Source organism: Novosphingobium sp. KACC 22771, assembly GCF_028736195.1.
GTDB lineage: Bacteria > Pseudomonadota > Alphaproteobacteria > Sphingomonadales > Sphingomonadaceae > Novosphingobium.
This window is the reverse complement of sequence record NZ_CP117882.1, coordinates 619,790-640,535: the sequence shown is the minus strand read 5'-3', so window position 1 is coordinate 640,535 and position 20,746 is coordinate 619,790. Positions and strand designations below refer to the sequence as shown.

At 59.7% G+C, this 20,746-nt stretch carries 17 protein-coding genes; 9 read left to right on the top strand and 8 right to left on the bottom strand.

Going from position 1 to position 20,746, the window contains the following annotated elements; all coding sequences use genetic code 11:
* The first annotated feature begins 130 nt into the window (after nucleotides 1-130).
* Entirely contained in the window at nucleotides 131-1,114 is a 984-nt protein-coding gene (locus PQ467_RS19675) for a DUF2493 domain-containing protein (RefSeq protein WP_274177229.1), read from the top strand.
* Nucleotides 1,115-1,189: 75 nt separating this feature from the next.
* Here PQ467_RS19675 and PQ467_RS19670 read toward each other — a convergent pair whose 3' ends face one another.
* The gene (locus PQ467_RS19670) at nucleotides 1,190-1,549 is read right to left on the bottom strand and encodes a hypothetical protein (protein ID WP_274177228.1); all 360 of its coding nucleotides are present in this window, start codon (nucleotides 1,547-1,549) and stop codon (nucleotides 1,190-1,192) included.
* 602 nt (nucleotides 1,550-2,151) lie between these two features.
* Between PQ467_RS19670 and PQ467_RS19665 the strand changes: the two genes are divergently transcribed.
* The 7 genes from PQ467_RS19665 (at nucleotide 2,152) to PQ467_RS19635 (ending at nucleotide 11,107) form a co-directional block, all read left to right on the top strand.
* Nucleotides 2,152-2,451, top strand: coding sequence for a CopG family transcriptional regulator (locus PQ467_RS19665; protein ID WP_274177227.1), 300 nt, complete (start codon nucleotides 2,152-2,154; stop codon nucleotides 2,449-2,451).
* Nucleotides 2,448-4,541, top strand: a complete 2,094-nt coding sequence (locus tag PQ467_RS19660; protein WP_274177226.1) for a type IV secretion system DNA-binding domain-containing protein — start codon at nucleotides 2,448-2,450, stop codon at nucleotides 4,539-4,541. The genes PQ467_RS19665 and PQ467_RS19660 overlap by 4 nt, the downstream gene beginning before the upstream one ends.
* Complete coding sequence (mobF, locus tag PQ467_RS19655) at nucleotides 4,538-7,492, top strand: MobF family relaxase (protein ID WP_274177225.1); 2,955 nt, start codon at nucleotides 4,538-4,540, stop codon at nucleotides 7,490-7,492. The genes PQ467_RS19660 and mobF overlap by 4 nt, the downstream gene beginning before the upstream one ends.
* Nucleotides 7,493-7,504: 12 nt before the next feature.
* Nucleotides 7,505-8,071, top strand: coding sequence for a restriction endonuclease (locus PQ467_RS19650; protein ID WP_274177224.1), 567 nt, complete (start codon nucleotides 7,505-7,507; stop codon nucleotides 8,069-8,071).
* Nucleotides 8,068-8,574 carry a lytic transglycosylase domain-containing protein gene (locus tag PQ467_RS19645; RefSeq protein WP_274177223.1) on the top strand — a complete coding sequence of 169 codons (507 nt, stop codon included), beginning with the start codon at nucleotides 8,068-8,070 and terminating at the stop codon, nucleotides 8,572-8,574. Before PQ467_RS19650 ends, PQ467_RS19645 begins: the two co-directional genes overlap by 4 nt.
* A 440-nt stretch (nucleotides 8,575-9,014) precedes the next feature.
* Complete coding sequence (locus tag PQ467_RS19640; protein ID WP_274177222.1) at nucleotides 9,015-10,142, top strand: dsDNA nuclease domain-containing protein; 1,128 nt, start codon at nucleotides 9,015-9,017, stop codon at nucleotides 10,140-10,142.
* 41 nt (nucleotides 10,143-10,183) lie between these two features.
* Nucleotides 10,184-11,107 carry a hypothetical protein gene (locus tag PQ467_RS19635; protein ID WP_274177221.1) on the top strand — a complete coding sequence of 308 codons (924 nt, stop codon included), beginning with the start codon at nucleotides 10,184-10,186 and terminating at the stop codon, nucleotides 11,105-11,107.
* Here the strand turns inward: PQ467_RS19635 and tnpC are convergent.
* Genes tnpC through PQ467_RS19620 form a run of 3 tightly spaced genes read right to left on the bottom strand, consistent with a single transcriptional unit; the run spans nucleotide 11,082 to nucleotide 13,415 of the window.
* Nucleotides 11,082-12,605: an IS66 family transposase gene (tnpC, locus tag PQ467_RS19630; RefSeq protein ID WP_274173092.1), complete on the bottom strand. Its 1,524-nt coding sequence runs from the start codon at nucleotides 12,603-12,605 to the stop codon at nucleotides 11,082-11,084. The two genes, PQ467_RS19635 and tnpC, sit on opposite strands and share 26 nt — an antisense overlap.
* A gap of 31 nt (nucleotides 12,606-12,636) precedes the next feature.
* Nucleotides 12,637-12,993 carry an IS66 family insertion sequence element accessory protein TnpB gene (gene tnpB, locus PQ467_RS19625; protein WP_274177220.1) on the bottom strand — a complete coding sequence of 119 codons (357 nt, stop codon included), beginning with the start codon at nucleotides 12,991-12,993 and terminating at the stop codon, nucleotides 12,637-12,639.
* Nucleotides 12,990-13,415, bottom strand: coding sequence for a transposase (locus PQ467_RS19620; protein WP_274173094.1), 426 nt, complete (start codon nucleotides 13,413-13,415; stop codon nucleotides 12,990-12,992). Before PQ467_RS19620 ends, tnpB begins: the two co-directional genes overlap by 4 nt.
* A gap of 36 nt (nucleotides 13,416-13,451) precedes the next feature.
* On the opposite strand from PQ467_RS19620, the gene PQ467_RS19615 reads away from it, so the two are divergent.
* Complete coding sequence (locus tag PQ467_RS19615; RefSeq protein WP_274177219.1) at nucleotides 13,452-14,303, top strand: hypothetical protein; 852 nt, start codon at nucleotides 13,452-13,454, stop codon at nucleotides 14,301-14,303.
* Nucleotides 14,304-14,354: 51 nt separating this feature from the next.
* On the opposite strand, the gene PQ467_RS19610 is transcribed toward PQ467_RS19615, so the two are convergent.
* From PQ467_RS19610 to PQ467_RS19595, 4 genes are all read right to left on the bottom strand, one after another.
* On the bottom strand, nucleotides 14,355-16,172 hold the full coding sequence (locus tag PQ467_RS19610; RefSeq protein ID WP_274177218.1) for a hypothetical protein: 1,818 nt from the start codon (nucleotides 16,170-16,172) through the stop codon (nucleotides 14,355-14,357).
* A complete protein-coding gene (locus PQ467_RS19605; protein WP_274177217.1) occupies nucleotides 16,169-17,905 on the bottom strand; it encodes a hypothetical protein in 1,737 nt (578 codons plus the stop codon). Before PQ467_RS19605 ends, PQ467_RS19610 begins: the two co-directional genes overlap by 4 nt.
* Before the next feature lie 230 nt (nucleotides 17,906-18,135).
* A complete protein-coding gene (locus tag PQ467_RS19600; RefSeq protein ID WP_274177216.1) occupies nucleotides 18,136-18,336 on the bottom strand; it encodes a hypothetical protein in 201 nt (66 codons plus the stop codon).
* Nucleotides 18,337-18,834: 498 nt separating this feature from the next.
* Nucleotides 18,835-20,583 carry a WG repeat-containing protein gene (locus tag PQ467_RS19595; protein ID WP_274177215.1) on the bottom strand — a complete coding sequence of 583 codons (1,749 nt, stop codon included), beginning with the start codon at nucleotides 20,581-20,583 and terminating at the stop codon, nucleotides 18,835-18,837.
* Nucleotides 20,584-20,746 lie beyond the last annotated feature (163 nt).

The window sequence follows — 20,746 nt, the reverse complement described above, 5'->3', positions numbered from 1 at the left end:
TCTGCAGGCTCACTTGCCGCCCGAAAAAATCGTGACCCCCACCGCCGCTGCGCGGTCGCGTTCCGCGATCCTTGACCCCGCCGCTCGGCGCCCGTGCCGATGAAGAAACCTCTTTATCAAGGAGGTTCCCATGACCAAGGCAATCCGTTCCGTCCGCTCCTTCTCCGAAATCGCCGATTTCCTCGCGCAGGAAACCGCCAGCCCCACTGACGACTTCGCTCATTGCTTCTCCGAGACCGTCGATGGCTTCCGCATCAGCGTTGCCGAAGACGTGGTGACGAGTGATCTTCCCGACGCCTTACAGGTCCAGCTTGCCACCGAAATGCTGGTGCGCACCATGTTCGATGTGCTGCGCGATACGAGGTTTGAGACCCTTTCCGACCGGATCGCATGGGGGATCGTCCATGCTTTCCACCGGGTCGCCGGGCAACTCGACGGCGAGGCAGACAAGGCTGCGCTCAAGGTCCGGGATCTCATCCGCGATGCTGACGGCAGCGAGGTGATGATGGGCGAACTCGAAGAGGCCCAGACCCTGTGCCAGTCGCTCGATGAAGCCCGCGAGGCGGTTGCCTGCATGCGTGACCATGCCGCTGCGACCTTCCATAGCGAGACAGGCCGCCCGTGGTCCTCGCCGCGTGGATCGCTGGTGTCGGGCAAGCGCACCGCCTCGGTTATTGCTGCCCAGGATTTCCTTGCCGCGCGCCGTCAGCGCCGGATCGATCAACACCATCCGCAGGCCCCGATCGTGATCTTCTCCGGAGGGGCGGAAGGCTGGCACGATCACGCGTTGATCTGGGAAAGGCTCGATGCAATCCGTGCGCGGATACCGGCGATGGTGCTGGCCACCACGGCGCAGGAAAAGGGTTGTGATGCGATGGCAGCGGCCTGGGCGGCGAGCCGGAATGTCCGTGTCGTGGCCTTCACTCTCAACCGCAAACTGGGGGCGCAGGCCGGGTTTCGTCGCAATGAGCAATTGCTGGCCTTGCGTCCGGTCGAGGCGGTGGTGGCGCAGGGCTCAGGGCTGCAATCGCATCTGGCGCGCGGGGTGAGGGCAAAGGGTATCCCGGCGCATTTTATCACGCTGGCCAATCAGCGTGAGGCGACCTCCCGTTAGGGTAACGCAAAGGGCTGGTCCGGTTTGTCCGGGCCAGCCCTTCTTCTTTTATTCCTGCGTCGATGGCGGCCCCGCTCAGGGACCCGTGATCGGGTCCGTCGCGGTGCCGATGGAAGGTTGCGGCTCTTCTCCTGCGCTGCCTGCATGAGGCTTGTCGCGGGAAGGTTTTGCTGTCGAGCGAGGTCTGGGCGCGGCGTCGCTTCCTAAGTCAGGCAAGGCCCTGATCGCCGATATCGCAGCGCTGCCGCCGGTTCTGATCGCCTGCGTTACGATCTCGCGCAGTTCACGTTCGGCAAGGCGCTCGACCGGCAGTTCACGCAGCAGTTCGGCATATTTACTCCGCAGGGCGAGGCGTGCCTTCTCGACCTCTTCACCGGCCTTGCGCTGGCGTTCTTCCAGTTCGGCAAGGCGATCTCTTTCGCTCAACTTGGGCATATCCATCATCCTTTTTAAGAGATGGCCTACCCGTCACTTTCATTATTTAGGGAGCACGGCTCATGTTCGCAATATCAAGGCATAGAAATTGTCCTCGCCCCGGGCTTTTGGAAGGCAGTTCAGCAAGGCAAAGGAACAGGAAAAAGACCCTGCCGGGAAGGGCCGCCTGTCAATGTGTGATGGTATCGCAGCAGGCAGGCTGCTGCGTAAGGCGGGACGCACGGCGCGGGGCCGTTTGTAATGGACCCTACGCACGGGTGCTGCGGCTAGTTTAGGCCTTGAAATCAGCCTGTTGAACCTGTCATCCACGTATGACGGCCGCTGCTCGTCGCGTTGTACAGGGCACACGAGCCTTGAGAGGCGCGTCGCCAAATCACTGTCGGAAAATCATTTTTCAGGTTGTACATGTCCTACCTAACGCTCCCGCCCTCAGATGGGCTAGGCAACGCGGCCCTCGGAATGACCAGGCTCTCAAAAGGTCCTCATGGCCATGCAATCGAACCAGATCCGGCAAGTCTGTCTTGAAAATCAGACTGGCCGCCTATATCTTCCTCAGTGCTTCATGACTTTTGCGAAGGTCTCCCAATGTGGAGGCTTGGCGCATGCCCAAGATCAATTTCCGACTTGATGGATCGCTGCATACAGTTCTGATGCGCCGTGCTCGCGGCGCCAACCTGTCCATGTCGAGCCTCATTCGACATTTGCTTGAACAGGCTGTCGATGAGCGCAGGCGATATGTCTTTTCATCGCAGGATGAAATCCTCGCCACCTCGATCCAGATCCTCTCCATCCTCGCAACATCGGTTGGACAGCAATCGCCCAAAGCGCTCGAACAGGGCATGGCGCAGGCCCGCACCATCCTTGCCGAGCGCGGCCTGCTGGGCGGGGAGGATGGCCAATGAGCATCTTTCGCAATGACACGCTCGGATCCTGGACGCGGGGTGGGCAGGCCATCGTTCACAATGTCCGGATGACAACTCAGGTCTTCTATCAGACGCTTCTTGCGGGGGTGGTGATCTGGATCATCGGCACCATCTGGTACGCGCTTGAAAAATCCAGCGCCTATGAACGCTTCGTTTTGGTCAAGCTTGCCGAAGCCTGGATCAAGGTCGATGCGGCAGAAGGCACCAATGATCCGGTGCAGTTCCACACGCCTGACGGTCGAACCTACTGGACCTCGGCTGACTGGCTGGTCGCTTCCAATCTTGCGAAAAAGACGCTGCATAGTTTCGAGACCTATCTGCTCCATGGCGCGGTGATCTCCGGCATCTTCGCTCTGGCCATGCTTGGCTGGGCCTGGTTCTACTTTACCCGGACGGGCAGGGGGCTTGGCTCCAACGAATATCTGCGCGGCGCCCGGTTCGGTACGATCCGGCAGGTTCGGCAGGCGCTGTGGCGTCAGAAAAAGGGGCCGCTCGTTATCGGTCCCGTCCCCGTGCCGGAAGCTTTCGAGCCCGAACATATCCTGCTTTGCGGCGCTCCCGGAACCGGCAAAACCAACCTCATCGTCGGTATGCTTGAAGGCATCCGTCAATCGGGCCGAAGGGCAATCGTCTATGACACTGCCGGTACTTTCGTTGAAAAATTCTACCGGCAGGGGCAGGACATGCTGCTCAATCCGCTCGATCAGCGTACCGCCCATTGGTCGCCATGGGTCGATGTGCCGCGCGATTATCATTACGATCAGATCGCCGAGTCGACCATTCCCGACAAGCATGGCGATCCCTTTTGGGCGAAGGCTGCACGGGGCACCTTGGTTGCGGTCATGCGCAAGCTTGCCCGGCAGAAACACACCTATGTCTCGGTGCTGCTCGATCGGCTCCTGCGCTCCAAACTCAAGGACCTTGCCGCGTTCGTGACCGGCACGGATGCCGCCGCCTTCATCAGCACCGAGGGGGAGCGGACTTCAGCAGGCATTCAGGCGGAACTTGCCTCGGTGATGCGCAGCTTCAGCTATCTCGATGATACCGAGGATGGCTTCTCGATCCGAGACTGGGTGGAAAAGGGGGAAGAGGGAAGCTGGCTCTTTATCACCGTCAAAGCGGACCAGTTGCCGTCCTTACGCCCCCTGATCACCGTCTGGCTCGATATTGCCATCAGCGCCATCATGAGCCTGACGCCCGATCGTGACAGGCGTCTCTATTGTGTGATCGATGAATTGCCCACGTTGCAAAAGCTGCCTTCGCTCTCGGACTTTCTGGCCCGCGCCCGTAAATATGGCGGGTGCGGCATCCTGGGGTTCCAATCCTATCCGCAACTCGAGGCAACCTATGGCATTCAGGATGCAGCGGCGATCACCGGCTATTGCTCAACCTGGGTAGCGCTGCGGGCCAATGACACGGCAACGGCCAAACATGTATCGGAAAACCTAGGGCAGGTCGAACAGGTCGAGGCCAATGAAGGCATGTCCTATGGCGTGAATGATATGCGCGATGGGGTCAATCTGTCGCGGATGCAGGTGACGCGGCCGCTGGTCATGCCGACCGAAGTCACGAACCTGCCCAATCTGGTTGGCTTTCTGCGCTTTGGTCGCAATCTTCCCGTGATCCGGTTCGACAGCCGTTTCAATGATATTCCCTCGTTGGGGGAGGCCTTTTCTGAACGTACCAATCCGCCCGTTCATATCGACAAAGCCAGGACGCTCGTTCGTATAGCTCATGCCGAAGCACGCATTCGTGAGGCGATGGAAAGGGAGGCAACACAGACGCCTTCGCCCGCCATCGATGTTCCGCAGAAACCATCCGTGAAACCGCCCAAAGCCCGGAAGGAACCTGCGCCATCGTCCCCACAGCCTGACCTCTTTCAGCCCTTGTCACAGGAGATCGACCCGCAGCGGGTGGAAGACATATTGCTCAATGAAGAGAATGCCGAGCTTCCCGTACCGGCGCGTATTCTCTGGACGATCCTTGCGGGCAAACAGGGGCAGATACAGTCCGATCTTGTCCAGCATGGCCGCGATGACGGGCCGCGTGAACCGGCAAAGCCCGCATGATCCAGCCCCAGCGCCTCCATGGGCAACCCGCCAATATCGCCCGCTACTATACGGTCGGTGACTATTACACCAAGGGCGGCAACGAGCCGTCCGAATGGGGTGGGAAGCTCGCCAGTGACCTGGGCCTGTCCGGTCCGGTCGACGCCAAGGTCCTGCGCGAGCTTCTGGCCGGCAGGGTCGAGGATCAACAATTGGGTCGTCACCGGGCCGACGGGACCATTCAACATCACCCCGGCTGGGACTTTGCGGTCAATGCCCCCAAATCGATATCGATTATGGCGCTGGTGGCGGGTGACGAGCGGGTCCTCACCGCCCATGAGGGGGCTGTCACAGCGGCTATCTCTTATCTCGAAGAGCAGGCTCAGCTGCGAAGGCGCGATGAAGGCAGGATCGTGTATGAGACGACAGGGCGGATTCTGGTTGCCCGCTTTACCGAGCATGGCAGCCGCGAACTCGATCCACATCTTCATACCCATCTTGTGGTCCTTAATATGACCAACCATGAAAGCGGGGAACGCATGGCGAGTCTGGAAAGCCGGGTCATGTATGGAGAACAGCGCGTCGCCGGTCAGATCTATCGCAATGCGCTGGCTTTCGGTTTGCGTGAACAGGGCTATGAAATCGACACCGACCCGCGCTCCGGACTGTTTGAAATACGGGGCGTGCCGGCAGAGCTGATCGAGCGATTCTCACAGCGTGCGGAGGCCATTGAGGATCACGCGCGCGAACATGGTCTGGTGGGACAAAAGGCGCAGCGAGCATCCTTCTATGCCACCCGCAAGGCCAAGGTGAAGATCGGCGAGCCGGAACTCACCGCGCAATGGCATCAGCGGGCAGGGGACCGGCTCGGAGTGCTTCGAGACATTGCCGCAACGAGCCATGGACGCGATGGGCAGCATTTGGCGCCGACCCAGCGTGCGGCATCGCGGGCAGCCCTGTTCGGCCTGCGACAATTGGAAATCACGGAAGCAGTCAACAACCTGGGCGATATTCTGCGGACCGGTCTTGCCGCCCATGTGGGTGAAGTCAGGCTTGAAGATATCCGCCCACGGATCGAAGAGCATGAGGCGGTGCGCAAGCTGCTGCCCACCCATGAACAAACCGGCGACAAGGTCCTGACGCGCGGGCGTACCACGCGCAAATCCTGGCGACGGGAGTTGGCACTTACCCAGCATATTGCCCTGGGCCTTCAGGATGCCCGACCGATTGCATCGAGCGATAGATTGCTGGCCGTCCTTGAAGGGACCGTGCTCAACAGGCAGCAACAGCACGCCCTTATCGAGACAGCCCTCACGCGCGACCGGATCACCGCCATTCACGGCGTTGCGGGTTCCGGCAAATCAACGCTGGTAAAAGTGCTGGGCGAGGCGGCGGAACCGGGGACCACGCTGATCGCTCTGGCCCCGACATCGTCGGCTGCGGCCGAATTGGGCACGAAGGCGAATATCGAGGCTCTTACTGTTGCCGGCTTTGTTGCACGCGGCGGGCAAGGCGTCACCGACCGTCACGTTCTGGTCCTTGATGAGGCTGGGCAATTGGGGAACCGTCAGGCTTTGCGGTTACTGGAAATCAGCAGGGTCACGGGCGCGAGGTTGCTCCTGCTGGGGGACGAAAAACAGACAGGCGCCATCGAGCAGGGCAAGCCTTTCTGGTTGATGCGTCGTTTGGGTTTGCCGACCGTCGAATTGACGCAAGCCGTGCGGCAGGAAACCAGATCGATCAAAGCCGCCGTTGCGCAGGCAAGGGCGGGGAACTTTGCAGAGTCTCTGGCCAGGCTCGATAGCGTCAACACGTTCACCGACAATGAGAAAATGGCTGAACAGGTAGTCAACGCCTGGATAAGGCTCAAGCCGGATTCGCGCTCGGGTACGAACATCCTCGTGCTCGACAATGCAACCCGGCTCATCGTCAACAGCAAGATCCGTGAGGCGCTCAGAAACGAAAGCGGGTTGGCTGCCGAGGACAGTCGCCTGACGATCCTATCTCCTGCCGGCCTGAGCGATATCGAGAAGCAGATGGCCCGCTTTTATCGGGCAGGTCAGGTGCTGCGCTTTGATCGCGAAATCGCGGGACCGGGTGTCGCGCGCCATGCTGACTATCGTGTATTGGGGTTGGGGCGGGAAGCCAATGGTCGTCAGGTCGTGCGCATCGTTGACGAAAATGGGCGTATGATCCGCTGGGATCCGCAGACTATCCGGGCCCGGCACATCAACGTGTTCAACCCTGAAAATCGGGACCTTACTGAAGGGGACCGCATCCAGTGGCGTCTTGTCAATCGTGAACTCGATCTGCGCAATGCAGAACGTGGAACGGTGGAAAGGCTGGACGGAGCAATGGCGACTGTTCGCTGGGATCGGGGCGGACGGGTTCAGCAGGTCGATCTGTCCGAGCACAAGACCTGGGACCACGGTTACGCCGAGACCGTTTATTCGGCCCAGTCCAAGACCTATCCACGTGTCTTCGTGCTGGCCCCGGTCGAATCGCCGCTGGTCAACGCCCAGAATTTTTACACCGCGATCACCCGAGCCCAATACGGGGCGAGGCTTTGGACCAACAACGTTGACGCGTTGATCGGCAAGCTCGAACGTCAGTCGGGTGAGAAGACCTCCTCGGCGGAGGGGCTTGGGCGAATGAAGGTCGATCGCTTTGGTGACTTTTCACGCCGTCAGGCGGGGCATCTGACCAATCTCAGAGATGAACAGCAACGGATGCGGTCGGATCGGCGGGACCGGGCGCTGGAGCGGCAACTCTACCGCCGCGAGCGTCCGCCCCGCAGTGCCGGTCAGCATCTTGCCGAAGGCGCGCGTAGCGTCGCGCAGGCGCTTGATAGATTTCTGGAGGGCATTCTCGAGCGTGCCCATGCGGGTCGCGAAGGGCAGGGGACCGAATTCAATCGGCCCACGCAGGCGCCAGACCATCACCCCGAACCCGCCCGAGGTCCCGAACGATAAGGACGTGCTTCCATGCTGCTTGGTCTTTCAGCGCTTATGCTGGTTCTGCTGACTTATGCTGTCAGTCGCACTTTTCTCCACCGCTGGCGAAGGCTGCAGGCAAGGGTGATGGCAGCGCAGCTGCGGGGACGTGATCGGCCTCAGCCGCCCCAGTTCCTTTATGCACGGCTGAGAGCCATGGACCCGTTTGCCTTCGAGGAACTCTTGGTCGAAAGTTTCGAACGGTCCGGTCACGAGGTGGAGCGCAACCACCGCTATATCGGTGACGGCGGGATCGATGGTCAGGTCGCGATCGATGGCCATGTCTGGCTGTTTCAGGCAAAGCGCTATGCTGATTCGATCCGGCCTGAGCATGTTGCGGCTTTCGAAAACCTGTGTCGGCTCAATGGTCAGCGCGGCCTTTTTATTCACACGGGGCGAACCGGTCCACAAAGTCGCGCCGTGATCACCGATGGGAGCGTAGTCCAGATCATCTCGGGCAGGGCGCTTCTCGCGCTGCTCACCGACGGATCGCTGCCGATGCTCGCTTCATCGGCAAACCACGCTCAACCGGGTTCAGCACTCAGGAGGTCCTTATGACTCGAGACGTTTGGGGTGCCATCGGCGCGCTGCTCTGCGCTGCGATGATCCTGCCGCAGCCTGCGCAAGCGAAGGTAAGAAATCCTGATGAAGAGCGAATTATCGGCTCGTGCATCCATCAGGTTTCGCTTGGCCAGCCCTGGCTTGAAAAGACGCTCTGGGGATTGCGTGACCAGGAAGCGGGCTGGATCGGCGCCGAGATCGCCAATAGCAATGGTTCATATGATCTCGGGCCTTTGCAGATCAACACATGGTGGGCGGCGCGCATCGCCACGCTGATCGGGCGTCCCGAAGCCCATGTGCGCCATTGGTTGCGTTTCGATCCCTGCTTCAATGCCGAGGCGGCGCGCTGGGTATTTCTGACAGCCTTGCGATCGACCGGAAGTTACTGGAAGGCGGTTGGTGCCTATCATAGCCCAACAACGTGGAGGCAAAGAAACTACGTAGGGTCGGTGGCTGGGCATCTGAGCAGTAGATTCGGGAAAACCGTATTTGGGCCGTGACCTGTTCCCAACGGTACGGCGCGGGTCCGGTAATGACTATGATGAGGGACACTCCGGAAAGGCGGCTTCGGATCCAGGAAGGAGCTAGAGTTGCCCTTCATTCAGGTTAGCAGAGGCCAGTTCTTATTCGATTGTCTCGAAGATTGGCTATGAGGCGGAAAAATTCTGGACTGCCCTACGCTCATTGATACCAAATACACCTTCCTGCGATCAGTCCTCTCGTTGATCGAAACGATCCTGCGGGATGGCACATTCAACCGGCGCCTATCCTCTAAAAGGCAAATGCGTTCCGGAGTTTGAAATTCAGTATTCCAGAGCATGATCGAATGCCGTTAGTCTCTGGGAGACACGATTATATGATATCAGTTCAACAGCTTCTTGCGCCTTGCAACGGTTGATCATCTCGCCCATGGTCTTGGCGAGAAGGAAATGGGGCATGTATGACCGGTTCTCTTGCAATTGATCTGGTGAGCAGTCCGCAGCGGGAGCGCGGTGGCCAGATCGCGCAGGAGAGATTCGACTACCAAGCGTTCTGGGGCATGATGCTTCTCTTCCGGCAACATGAGGCGGCAGGCAACTACGCCGTGATTTTTGAATTCCACGACGATCTAGCCGTGGTCGATGATCCTGAAGCACCCGCTCAGATCCGCTTCTTTCAGGTCAAGACCAAAGACAAGGGATCTTGGTCCCTCGCCGACCTGATGCGGCGGAAGGAGCTCAAGGACAAGAAGAAGGACAAGAAGCAGAACATCAGCGGAGGGCAGGCTGACGAGCCGGAACAGCCCAAGCGTTACGCTCCCTCCATTCTGGGCAAGATGTTTCACAACATCGACCAGTTTGGACAACGGGTGAGCGCGGTCACTTTCGTCTCCAACGCGCCTTGCGACCTTCATTCGGGGCAGAATTTCGGCTTTGGCGATTGCCCCGATGTGACCCTGACGAAGCTGGTCGAGGCCGTGCAGGCCGAATATGAAAGTGCCACTGACGACGAGGTGAAGCTGCTCGGATTTGAGCGCGCCGACCTGAGTGTCCAAGACGGGCAAACCCATATGAAGGGGAAGCTCCACGAGTTCGTCAAGCGTCATGTGGGCGCTGAGCAGTTCCCGCTCGATTCCCTTTTTCGCGCGATCGCCGACGAATGTCGAAAGCGTTCGAAATTCACCGGCGACACGCCAAAGTTTAGCGATGTGGTGCGGCTCAAGGGGATCACGCGCGCCGAGGTGCAGACGTGGTTGGACGAGGTCAAGGCGGTCGTAACGATTCCGTCATGGGAGGAACTCAGCGCCAGTTTGTCTTATCCTTTCGTTGAGACCACTGCGCTGCGTTCAGCGTGGCGTGTGTACCAGGCGGAGGTCCTGAACCAAGCTGATGAGGCTTTGCGCGCTGTTCGCCGTGCTATTCGTGACCGGATCAGCAAGGGGTTTGGCACAGCGGATCAGCTTATGACGGTTGTCGAGGCGATCGCCAACGACGTCCGCAAGCTGGCGCGCATGCACCTTGTACCCTTTAAACTCGAACGATTGAGAGCCATGATCATTTATGAGCTATACACGCAGGACGCAGCTTGAGAACTACAAGAGACTTGTGCGAAGCCTGAGAAAGAAAACTCATGAAAAACTTAAGACTGCGAAGGCTATCGCTGCTCTCAAAGAAGGAGAGAACCGGCAGGACGGAGATCTTTGACGCCGGCGCCAATGTTGTCATCGGTGCGAATGACACTGGAAAGTCCTGCCTGATCAAATCGATCTATGGCGCTCTGGCTGCTCCAGCATCCAAGGTCAATCCACGCTGGAAAGCTCTCAACCCAGTGGTGCGTCTCGATTTCTCGATCAATGCCACCGACTATACCGTCGTGCAGCACGGAAAATACATCGCCTTGTTTGACAACAAGGAGCGCATGCTCTGGTCTCAGACCTCCGTGGTAAGCCAGATCGGTCCCCGGATTGCGAAGTTGCTGGATTTCGGGATCGAGTTGGCAACCAAGAATCAAGACGTCGTCGTTCCGCCCCCAGCCTTCTGTTTCATGCCCTTCTATATCGATCAGGACTCGGGATGGCAGAACAGCTGGACGTCCTTTGGCGGCTTGGCGATGATCCCCGGCTACAGAAAAGACATTGTTGAATTCCATGCTGGCGTGCGTCCGAAAGAGTTCTATGCCGCAAAGATCCTACGGGATGAGGCCATCCGGCTGCGCGATGACCTTATGGGTGAACAAAAGGCGTTGCTGCGTGCCGCAGCGCGGATCCAAGATCGGCGCCGGCCGGTCGGTTTGGATTTTCGGCCCGAGGTTTTCGAGGATCGCATCACCGAGTTGATCGCAGAAGCGTCACGGCTCGAGGAAGGGTACGGTCGGATCCGCCGTGAGATCAACGAGTTGCAATCCCGCAAGGCGGTTCTGTTGGAGGAAGGAGAGTTGGCAAAGGCCGCGCTGGCCGACCTGGAAGCTGACTATCGGTTCTCGACACGGCTCGAAAGCGAGATCGTCTGCCCGACCGTAAGCGCTGTTTTCAGCCCACATTGCCCCAGGGCATGAGCTCACCGATGCGTGTGGCGTGATGGCCGTTGGCTAGCTTGGCGAGGGTTTCGGTCAACCAGGTGTGCGGGTTGATGCCGCACAGTTTGCAATTTTCGATGAGGGTGGCGATCACCGCCCAGTTGTCCCCGCCTTCGTCGGAACCAGCAAAGAGCGCATTTTTGCGATTAAGGGCCAAGGGCCGGATGCTGCGTTCGACGGTGTTGCTGTCGAGGTCGATGCGGCCATCGTCGAGGAAACGGCTGAGGCCGTCCCAGCGGGTGAGCGCATAATTGATAGCCTCGCCGATCTTGGACTTGGCGCTGACTTGCCGCTGCCGCGCGTCGAGATATTGGTGAAGGTCATCGACATGGATGCGGCTGTGTTCCTGGCGTGCTGCCCTGCGCTGCTCGGCAGACAGGCCGCGAATGTCCGCTTCGATGACATAGAGCAAGGTAATGCGGCGCAGCACTTCGAGGGCAACCGGCGACTTGTCCTTCAACTCGTAGAATTTGCGGCGCACATGCGCCCAGCAGAAGGCAAGCCGCAACTGCTGGCGTCGCTTGGCCAGCGCAGCATAAGCCCCATAGCCATCGACCTGCAGAATGCCCGCAAAACCGCCCAGATGGGCTTCTGGCCGCTCTGCCTTACGATCTGGCGCATAGACATAGGCCACCATCGGCGGATCCATCCTGCCCCATGGACGATCATCGCGCGCATAGGCCCAGATCTGGCCGGTTTTGGTTCGCCCGCGCCCCGGCTCAAGGACTGGTGCGGTTGTCTCATCCGCAAACAGGCGCTCGGATTGACGCAACCGTTCGAGAATATGGTCACGCAGGGGACGCAAATACCATGCTGCCCGCCCGACCCAATCGGCCAGCGTCGAGCGATCAAGCTGGATGCCTTGGCGGGCGTAGATCTGCGCCTGCCGGTACAGCGGCAAGTGATCAGCGTATTTTGCCACCAGCACCTGCGCGATCAGTGCTTCGGTGGGGATGCCACCCTCGACGATACGCCCTGGTGCCGGGGCCTGCACAACGGCGCTCTCGCACGAGCGGCAGCCGTAACGCGGTCTGCGCGTGACCAGCACACGGAAGGTTGTGGGCACCACATCGAGGCGCTCGGAGACATCCTCGCCGATCTGGTGCAACCCGCCGCCACAGCAGGGGCAGGCCTTATGCTCGACATCGACGGTTTGCTCGATCCGCTCGAGATGAGCAGGCAAGGATCCGCGATTGGTCTTGCGCGGGCGTGGCGGCGATGTGCGGCTTGCCTTGTCGCGGGCCTGTTCGGCCTCGGCCAGCGCGGTCTCGATGTCTTCAAGGGCCAGTTCGAACTGGTCAGGATCGAGTTGTTCGGATCGGCGGCCAAAGCGGTGGCGCTGGAGGGCGTCGATGATTGCCTGCAGGCGTTCTGCCCGGGCCCTGAAATGCTGGAGCGCTTCGAGCTCGCGAGCCTGCTCGAGGACGAGCGCACGCAGCGCTTCAACGTCATCAGGCAGGTCCGCTTCCATCAGCATGAACGGATTGAATCAGCGTCTGAAGGCCCCGTCAACCGGCAATTTGCGGGGCAATGGGCTTGCGCCCGCCATGCACGCGGCGCCAGTCGAGCCCCTCCAACAAGGCGCCCAATTGTGCCGATGTCAGGCGCATGACACCATCCTGAATGCCCGGCCATTTGAAGCCACCGCTCTCCAGCCTTTTGGCCATCAGGCAAAGGCCAGTGCCGTCCCACCACACCAGTTTAATTCGGTCCACCCGCTTGGCCCGGAATACATAAATCACGCCGGAATAGGGATCGCCGCCGTAATCGGCACCCACCAGCGCAGCCAAGGAATCTGGTCCCTTGCGGAAGTCCACCGGGCGCGTGGCTACCATGACCCGCGTGCTCTGGCCGATGCCGATCATGGTGCAGCACGCAGCACCTGAAGGATGGCCGCCGCAAGATCGATCCGCACCGATGGTCCGATCCGTACCAAGGTCCCGCCGATCTCCACCTCCACCATCCCATCGCCGGGCACAGATGGCGAGGCCTTGGCCACCACCGGCACAAACATGGGCTCCTGGCGTGGAGGCAGTTGGCTGGCCTCAGCCGCATAACGCAATTCACGCCGCCACGTGTAGAGCAAGGATGTGCTGACGCCGCGCTCCCGAGACAGCGCCGCGATATTACCGCAGCGCTCCATCTCGGCCACCAGCGCCAACTTCTCTTCCAGCGTCCAGATGCGCCGCCGTCCGGCCATCTCGGTCAGAACTTCAACCCGCCGAGCCGGCCTCAGAGCCGCTTCAGTGTCGGTGTCCAGTGCGCTCGCAAACCTCGTGTCATCCATGCACGCCCATCTGCAACAGCCATAAATCCGCGCAAGGTGGGGCCGGAACGGCGCTTACGCCCGACCTGCGGCACGGAGCATAAAAACGACGTCGCGGCAAAATTCGGACTGCTGGCTGATGCGGAGATGTGCCGGAGGATCATCGCGGACTCGGCAGGCGAACTGCACCGCGTTTCAAACAAGGTTCGAGATGCCGTCTCGCGACTTGGTGACTATGAAGGAAACATCGCCAAGATCAACGCGCTGCTCGAGGAAACTCGCAACGACATCAAGCTGCGCGACATGCTCGAGGATGAGAGCGTGAGAATTCTCGATGTGACGATAATAGACGAGCAACAGGCGCTGGTCGACGCAATAGGCGAGGCGGCTCACGACATTGAGGCCGCGAGCGGCAACATGAACGTTTTTGACCGGAACAGCCACCGGAAGCAGATCCAAGACTTCTTCACGCAGCGGCTGCTCGAGTTCGCCGACGAGCTGAAGGTCGCGGGCGCCTTTGCATCGACAACCCCGCGCCTGGACATGAGCATTCGCGACACCGGCAGTGACCTGCCGCGCGCCCAGCTGGCCTACCATTACGCAGTGCTTCACACGGTGCGCAAGTTCTCGACGGCCTGCATGTGCCCGATCATTCTCGACACCCCGCTCCAGCAAGATCAGGATGATGACAACGCGCGCCGGATGATCCACTTCGCTATTGATCGGCGTCCTGATGACAGCCAGCTTGTTCTGGGAACGGTGAAATTGCACGGCGTCGACTATGACGGCCATAGGATCGAAACCCTCCATGAGAACTCGCTTCTCGGTGCAGACGGCTATGACGATGCGCGCCACCTCATCGATCCGTTGGTCGATCAGATGTTCGGTCAGTTCAATCTGGATTTTTAACCGGCACCGCAGGGCCGAGGTTCAGACCGCTATCGATAAGAGAGGCTCCAACTAGGGGCTATTCAGTCCAGCGTCTGGTGGCTTAAGCGCGCCGTAATCGGGCGACTGGACCGGGTTCCTAGCTGGCCGCCTGACATGGGGCAGCAGGTCGCGCCAGACTTGCGGCGGCACCGGCAGGCGATGTGCGCGGCAAGCGGTCAGCACGATCGGCCAATGGCCGAGCTTCACTGCCGTGAGCTGGTCATAATGTTTGTTGGCCTTCGCCTCGGCGAGGATGAAATCGAGCGCGTCGCGCGTGCCCTCGGTCACTGGAATTCTGGCTAGCGCCGCCCCGTGGCTGTCGCGGTTGAGATAAAGATTGTCCTCGCTATCCTCGTCAGGCAACCAGGTCTGCAACGTGCAATGTGCAAGGGCGTCCTTGCTGAATCTTGCAATCTCGTCGAACAGCGTTTGCTCGCCTCTGGCCGCTGACCAGGCCGCTAGTAGTGGATAGAGGATGCTGCCCTCGGTCGATTGGGTGCGATACTCGTCGTTGCGCTCGGACGGATGATCGACGAGATCCCAATAGGAGCGGCTGGTGATCGGGTAGCGGCCATGCGCTTTGAACGCGAACATCGAGTGCTTGGCGAGTTCCTCGGCCCATTGATCAATCGCGCCATGTGCGCCTGGACGACAGGCGAGCAGGGTGAAGGCGAGACCAATGTCGATCGCTTGCCAGTCGCCGATCGGCGAAAGCAGCGCGCGATTGTTGCTGACGATCGCCATCATCGCTTCGATCAGCCGGTCGATCTGCTTGACGGTCGCTCGGGTGGTGTTACGGATAAGCGCCGGGCGCGTATTGAGATAGTCATTGGTGAGAACAACAGGGCCGCTCGCCGGCGACAATTGCCAGACCAGCCATAGCCCGCGCAGCGCCAGCCGACCGACGAGATCGAACAGCTTGAGGTTGATATCGAGCGCGGCGTGGCTTTCGACCGCAGTCGAGATGGCGTGACGGATCTGGGCAGCCGGCAGGATTTTGTCCTCGAAGAGCGCATCCCAGATCGTAAAATGGAGTTCGGCCAGTTCGTTGAGGACGAGGCTGGCGGCTTCGCTTGCTCTCGAGGTCCTGGCGATGTCGGTCTTCAGGAGCTGCCATACCTCAAGCAGCGCCAGTTCGCTGGCCCGGTACGGCGCCTCGACATTCTCGGCCTCGCGCGCCCAGACAAACATGATCCACAGACAGATGTTGATCAGCCGCGCCTGACTGAGCCGGGCTGCGGGCGTCGTGCCGGGCTGGTCGGCGAGTGCGCGCAGCAGTTTCTGGAAATGGTCGAGCGCTATGTCGGGCTCCTCGACCATCGCTACGGCCTTGCGCAAATGACTGCGTTGCGGTGCTGGCAGCAGACCCTCGCGCAAGATGCCGTCGAGAATGACCTGTGCCAGCCGATCGCCGTTCCACTCCTCGAAGCTGATCTTGGGCGTGGTGTTGCGGGTCATATAACCCGTCACTTCGGCGCGGACCTGCTCGTCGATCGCACCGCCGAAGGTCAGACAAATCGCGATCGGGAGGCTCGCATATTCGGGCGGGATGCGGCTGCCGATGTAATGATCGAGAATCTCATCGAGCGACGGTCTGAGACTTTGCGGGCTCGCCGTATTCCATTCGTTGCGGCCGAGGTCGCCCGACTTGACCGAGAACAGATGCACGCGGCGGATACCGTCTTGGCCGGGGCCGACCGCGGCGACATCGACGCCATATTGGCGCGTGCCACGCGCCGGCCGCGAATAGACCGTGAAGCCCAGTTCGGTCAGCAGGTCGGGCAGAACCGCGTCGAGTTCGTCGCGCTCCTTAAGCGACGCCAGATATTCCCGGATGACGAGTTTCATGGCGCGGTCTTCATCGCGCGAAACACGCGCAGCATATAGTCGAGGTCGAACGGCTCGAGGATGTCCAGGCGGGGCGATTCAACGCTATGGCTAAAGCTGTGCATCTTCATCTCGCTGCGCTGCTGCTTACCGCCCATTCCCTTGAAATAGCTGATTGAACGAGTCCCGTAGAGCAGCACTTGGCGCGTTGCGAGTGAGGCGAGGATCGAGGTCTTCTCCGATGCCTTATAGGCCTGGCGCATCGACTCATGCTGGCGATGGTTCTCGATCAGACGCTCGCGCTCCGATGGCCGTAGCTCCTTGATCCGGCCGGGCGCGCGCAACCCGTCGATATAGGCTTCGAGCCGCGTGACGAGATCGTTGAGGACGGCTTGCGATGGATGACCCGGAACCCTGGCCTGTTCGGCAATCCAGTCGCCGACCGACCCTGAGAAGTTGATCAGCAGCGGATCGAACAACAGTTTGGCGATCGTGCGCTGCGCAGAGTCGCCGGCGCCGTCGAGCAGGCGGACCACCAGCGACGCGGCAGTGACCGGATGGACGAACAGCCAGCCGATCGCCCGGTGGGCGAGCAGCAGCCGCTCGGGGTCGTCGAGGCTGGCGGCCGCGGAGCGAGGATCGAGGATGAGCGGCGCATCGCCACGATGGTCGCCGACTAGCGCCATGGTAGCGCGGCCAAGATTGGGGTCGCACGCCAGCAGCCAGATGATGATGGTTTGAGCGAGTTCGTCGGCTGGTAACTGTAGCAGATGATAGTTTAGGCTGCCGAGCGGCTCGAGGGAGGTCAGCTCCTCATGCTGTGAGAGCAACGGCGTGATCAGCGCCAGCGCTTCATCGAGGCGGTTCTTGTCGGCGAGCTTGCCCGCCGCCGCGCCAATGTCGCGGATCGTGCCGCGATTGCCGATCGTAACACGGTGCATGATCGCGGTCAGGGGCTTTATGATGGCCGGCGGTAGCTCGTCGGCATGGAACATCAGTTCGAGCGATAGCTGGCGGATCGCATGGTCGCCGGTGCGTTCGATATTGGCGTCGATCAGCGCCGCGGCCTTTTTGTGGGTGTCGGGGTGAGCTTTAGCGATTTCGCAGATCGCCGCGAGGACGTGGCCGAGGCTGTTGTCGTCGGCGCTCGCTGCATGGGCGACGAGCGCGTCGGTAGCGCGGGTACGGCGGTCGGGATCGGTAAGATCGAACGTGCCGATCACCTTGGCCGCGGCCGACCGCGCCGGACCGGCATTGCCGCCGACATAGAGGATCGCGCGGTCAAGCGCCGCATCGGGCTCGGTCTTGGCCAGCGCCTGCAACGCCAGGAAGACATAGGCGCTGTCGTCACCATCCTCGGGGTTGATTGTCTCGAACGTGTCGCGAGCGCGGCTGCCCTGTTCGGCCCAGGTCCGATAGCCGCCATTGGCCATGCCCGAGGCGAGGTCCTCGCCGGCGCGCGTCGACAGGGCTTTGACGGCGGCGAGCATGTCCGGGACGCTGGCGTCCAGCGCCGGGATCAGCTCGCTATAGACGTGCATCACCGTGAAGAAGTCGTGCTGGTTGATCGGTGATGTCGCGATTTGCCGCGCGGGCTCCAGCACATCGATCGTGCCGTCATTGTGGAGTTTGGCCAGGGTCGCGCGGAAAGCCTTGCCGAGCTCGTCGGTGCGGTGACGGCGCAGCCGTTTGACGAACAGCTCGGGCAGCGTGCCCGCATTCGCTGCTGCGATGATGTCGTCCCGGTCGCTCAATCGTCCCCCATCGGCGGACGCTTGGGTCGGTCCGCAGCCCTTATATAGGCGAAGATTGGTGTGAGTTCATCCATTCGGCGTACGGCTATGCGCGCGCTCTGGACTTGTCCCGCATCGTCGCCATTGCGGTTCCATTCGCGGCGCGTTGTTAAACGATGCCGTTGATCAATGGGCCGTCAGCTTGATAGTTTTGCCGCTGGAAAGCGACGATCAGTCAGTCGAGGACAGGATCATCTTTGCTTATCGAAGCGCTCAATCTCAATAGCGATCTCAGGCGCCCAGCGATTGAAGAAGGACTCCGCATCCTCGAAAGCATCGAATGTCTGGAGCTTCATGCCTTGGCATTTCACCTCATAGCGCTCGCTGCCATCATCGTCCGACACCAAGCGGAGTTCGCTACCCGGCTCGTCGCGAAGTACTTGGCTGGTCATTTAGCGTCCTTGCAATGATCATGATCGAGGGACAAGCTAGATCAAAGCAGGACAGAGTTCAATTCTCGACCATCAACCAATCCATAGACGAGGCGACGCGTTTCCTCGCAATAAGTGGAAGGGACCGTTTGCGAACGGTATTTTAGGGTGAACGCCTGGCCGCCCAGATGTCCGAAATAGGGCGTATCGCGGCTTCTGACGATAGGCTTCTCTATGGGCCGTGAATGGCTGCATTCTTGGGTGAGACTCTCTAAAGCAGAGATTCGGCCAGGTCCCACGACCGCCCGGCAGTGGGCGACCAATCTACGCCGTTCCTTGATCAAAGGGTAACGTCGGGTTCTGTCTCCTTAAGCCTTTCGCTCATTCGGCCATTCCAGTTAAGAAATCCTCATCCGGCAGGTTAAGCCAATGGATGTTCTTAGTTGTTTCGCCATTCAAACACACCAAAAGCGCACATTTCAGCGGCCCAATCATACGGTTCCGGTAGCTCGACCTTGGTCAATAAACGCATTGAGGAGGCATGCAGGGCATACCCGACAGCTTGCCGAATTGTTCGGAGACGCGCTTACGCATTGCGGCAAGTGCAGGGGTCAAGTCTGACGTCGAACCGCGCAGTTGACTGAGATAACGGGCGCGGTTTGCCAAGATGAGGCTAGCTTGTTTTGCTTGAGCGGCTTGGGCAGCATTAGCCGCTGGAATGGCGGCAGCGCTTGGTGTTGAATGGCCGTCGAACTGCCGGGCTAATAAAGTAAGCAGCGATTCAGCATCAGCGGGAAAGTCCGCAAGACGGGTTATCCGAGTCACATAGGGCGCGCCACTGGGCCCTTCCTCGTTTACCAGCGTTACGACCCATCCCTCAGTCTCGATACGCCAACGTACGAGAGTATCGTCACTTGCGAAACTAAGGCGAATTTTGCCCGTTGTGGTCGGCATAAGGGATGGCATCCGTGGTACAGCATACAATGTTGCATCAAGAGCCCAGGTGCCGAAGTGTTGTGTCGGTGCCTCTTCTTGACCAGGAAAAACATTGAATGCAGAGAAGTCATTGTCTTGAATGAAAAATTGATCGCCATGCGCCAGTGTCGTGACCACCTTCCCGTTGCGGTCAATAAGCTCGGTTCGCCCTTCCTCGGTGACGCGTGCCAGACCTATTGAGTCGAAGCGGGATGTTGCGGTGAAGCGAGGTGGAAATGCCCATTGTCCGTCGGCGTGAATATATCCTGCGCGTTCATTTTCCTTGGCTGCGGCAAGGCCATGATCGTCGAAGGCGCTGGCCCCCGAAAATCGCGCGGGGATGACGATCAAACCTGTCTTGGCATCGGCAAAGCCGTAACGGCCATTGGAAGAGTCTTGAAAACGGGCCAGCCCATTAGGGCTGATGCCCCAGACTCCTATCCCTGCTGGGAAGCGTGTTACTACCTCACCCTTCGCGTCGATGTAGGCGTTCTCACCAGATAACAGTGTCACGCGTGCGAGCCCCGCAGGCGCATAAAGTTCGCCATCCGATGGAGGCCTCTCGAAATCGTCGGCAGAATTGAAACGCTCTGGGATCACGAAATTGCCAGTGGCGTCAACAAAGCCCCAACGTGAAGATCCCATGCCGTAACCGCCTGTTAGTGTCGCGGGAGCCAGCCCGTTGGCAGCAAAACCACCAATCGCGGCAAAACGCATCGATATTACCTCACGTCCAGTGCGGTCGATTGCACCAAACAGACCATCTTTGCTTACCCCGGTCAGCGTATGACCTCCAAATGGCCTAATAATTCCGTAGCGTGGTTCGACAACAACGCGCCCACTTCGGTCGATCATGCCCGCAGACAAGCCATAACCATCCTTAGCGGGGATTTGGATAATCGCGAGTCCGGCTTCATCAAAGGACCGTGCACCCGCAAAGCGTGGCTCTATCACTATCCTGCCAGTTTGGTCAGCATAACCCCATTTGTCGCCAACGCGGACAGGCTCGGGCCCATGAGCAAACAATTTATGGCGAAAAAGAAGGTCTTCGTTCACTTCATCGAAAATCAGGCCAGTGGTCGCGCGTGTGCGAAGATTCAAGAATCCGGCCTTTCCGTCGCGCCGAACGGCCACCCAATCACCAAGGAAGTGTGGTGATCCGGCCTCCCACTGAGCGGGTTCGATGATCTGCCCGCTTCGGTCGACGTACCCGATTAGGGGCACGCGTCGAAGCGTTTGCGCTTCTACCCCAGTGGAAATCAAAAGAGCGACTGCGAAAGCAAGACGTTTCATAATTTTTCCTTGTTAAGGCAGAGATCGCGCTGATCGCAAGGCCTCCAACTTGCGATCAATTAGCCCTGACGCCTTAAAGCTGACCTCGGCGACGTTCGGCCTACTTTTCCACTAAACCTTTAGCAATGGTCAGATCCCGATTCTCTGTTCACGCCTTATGTTC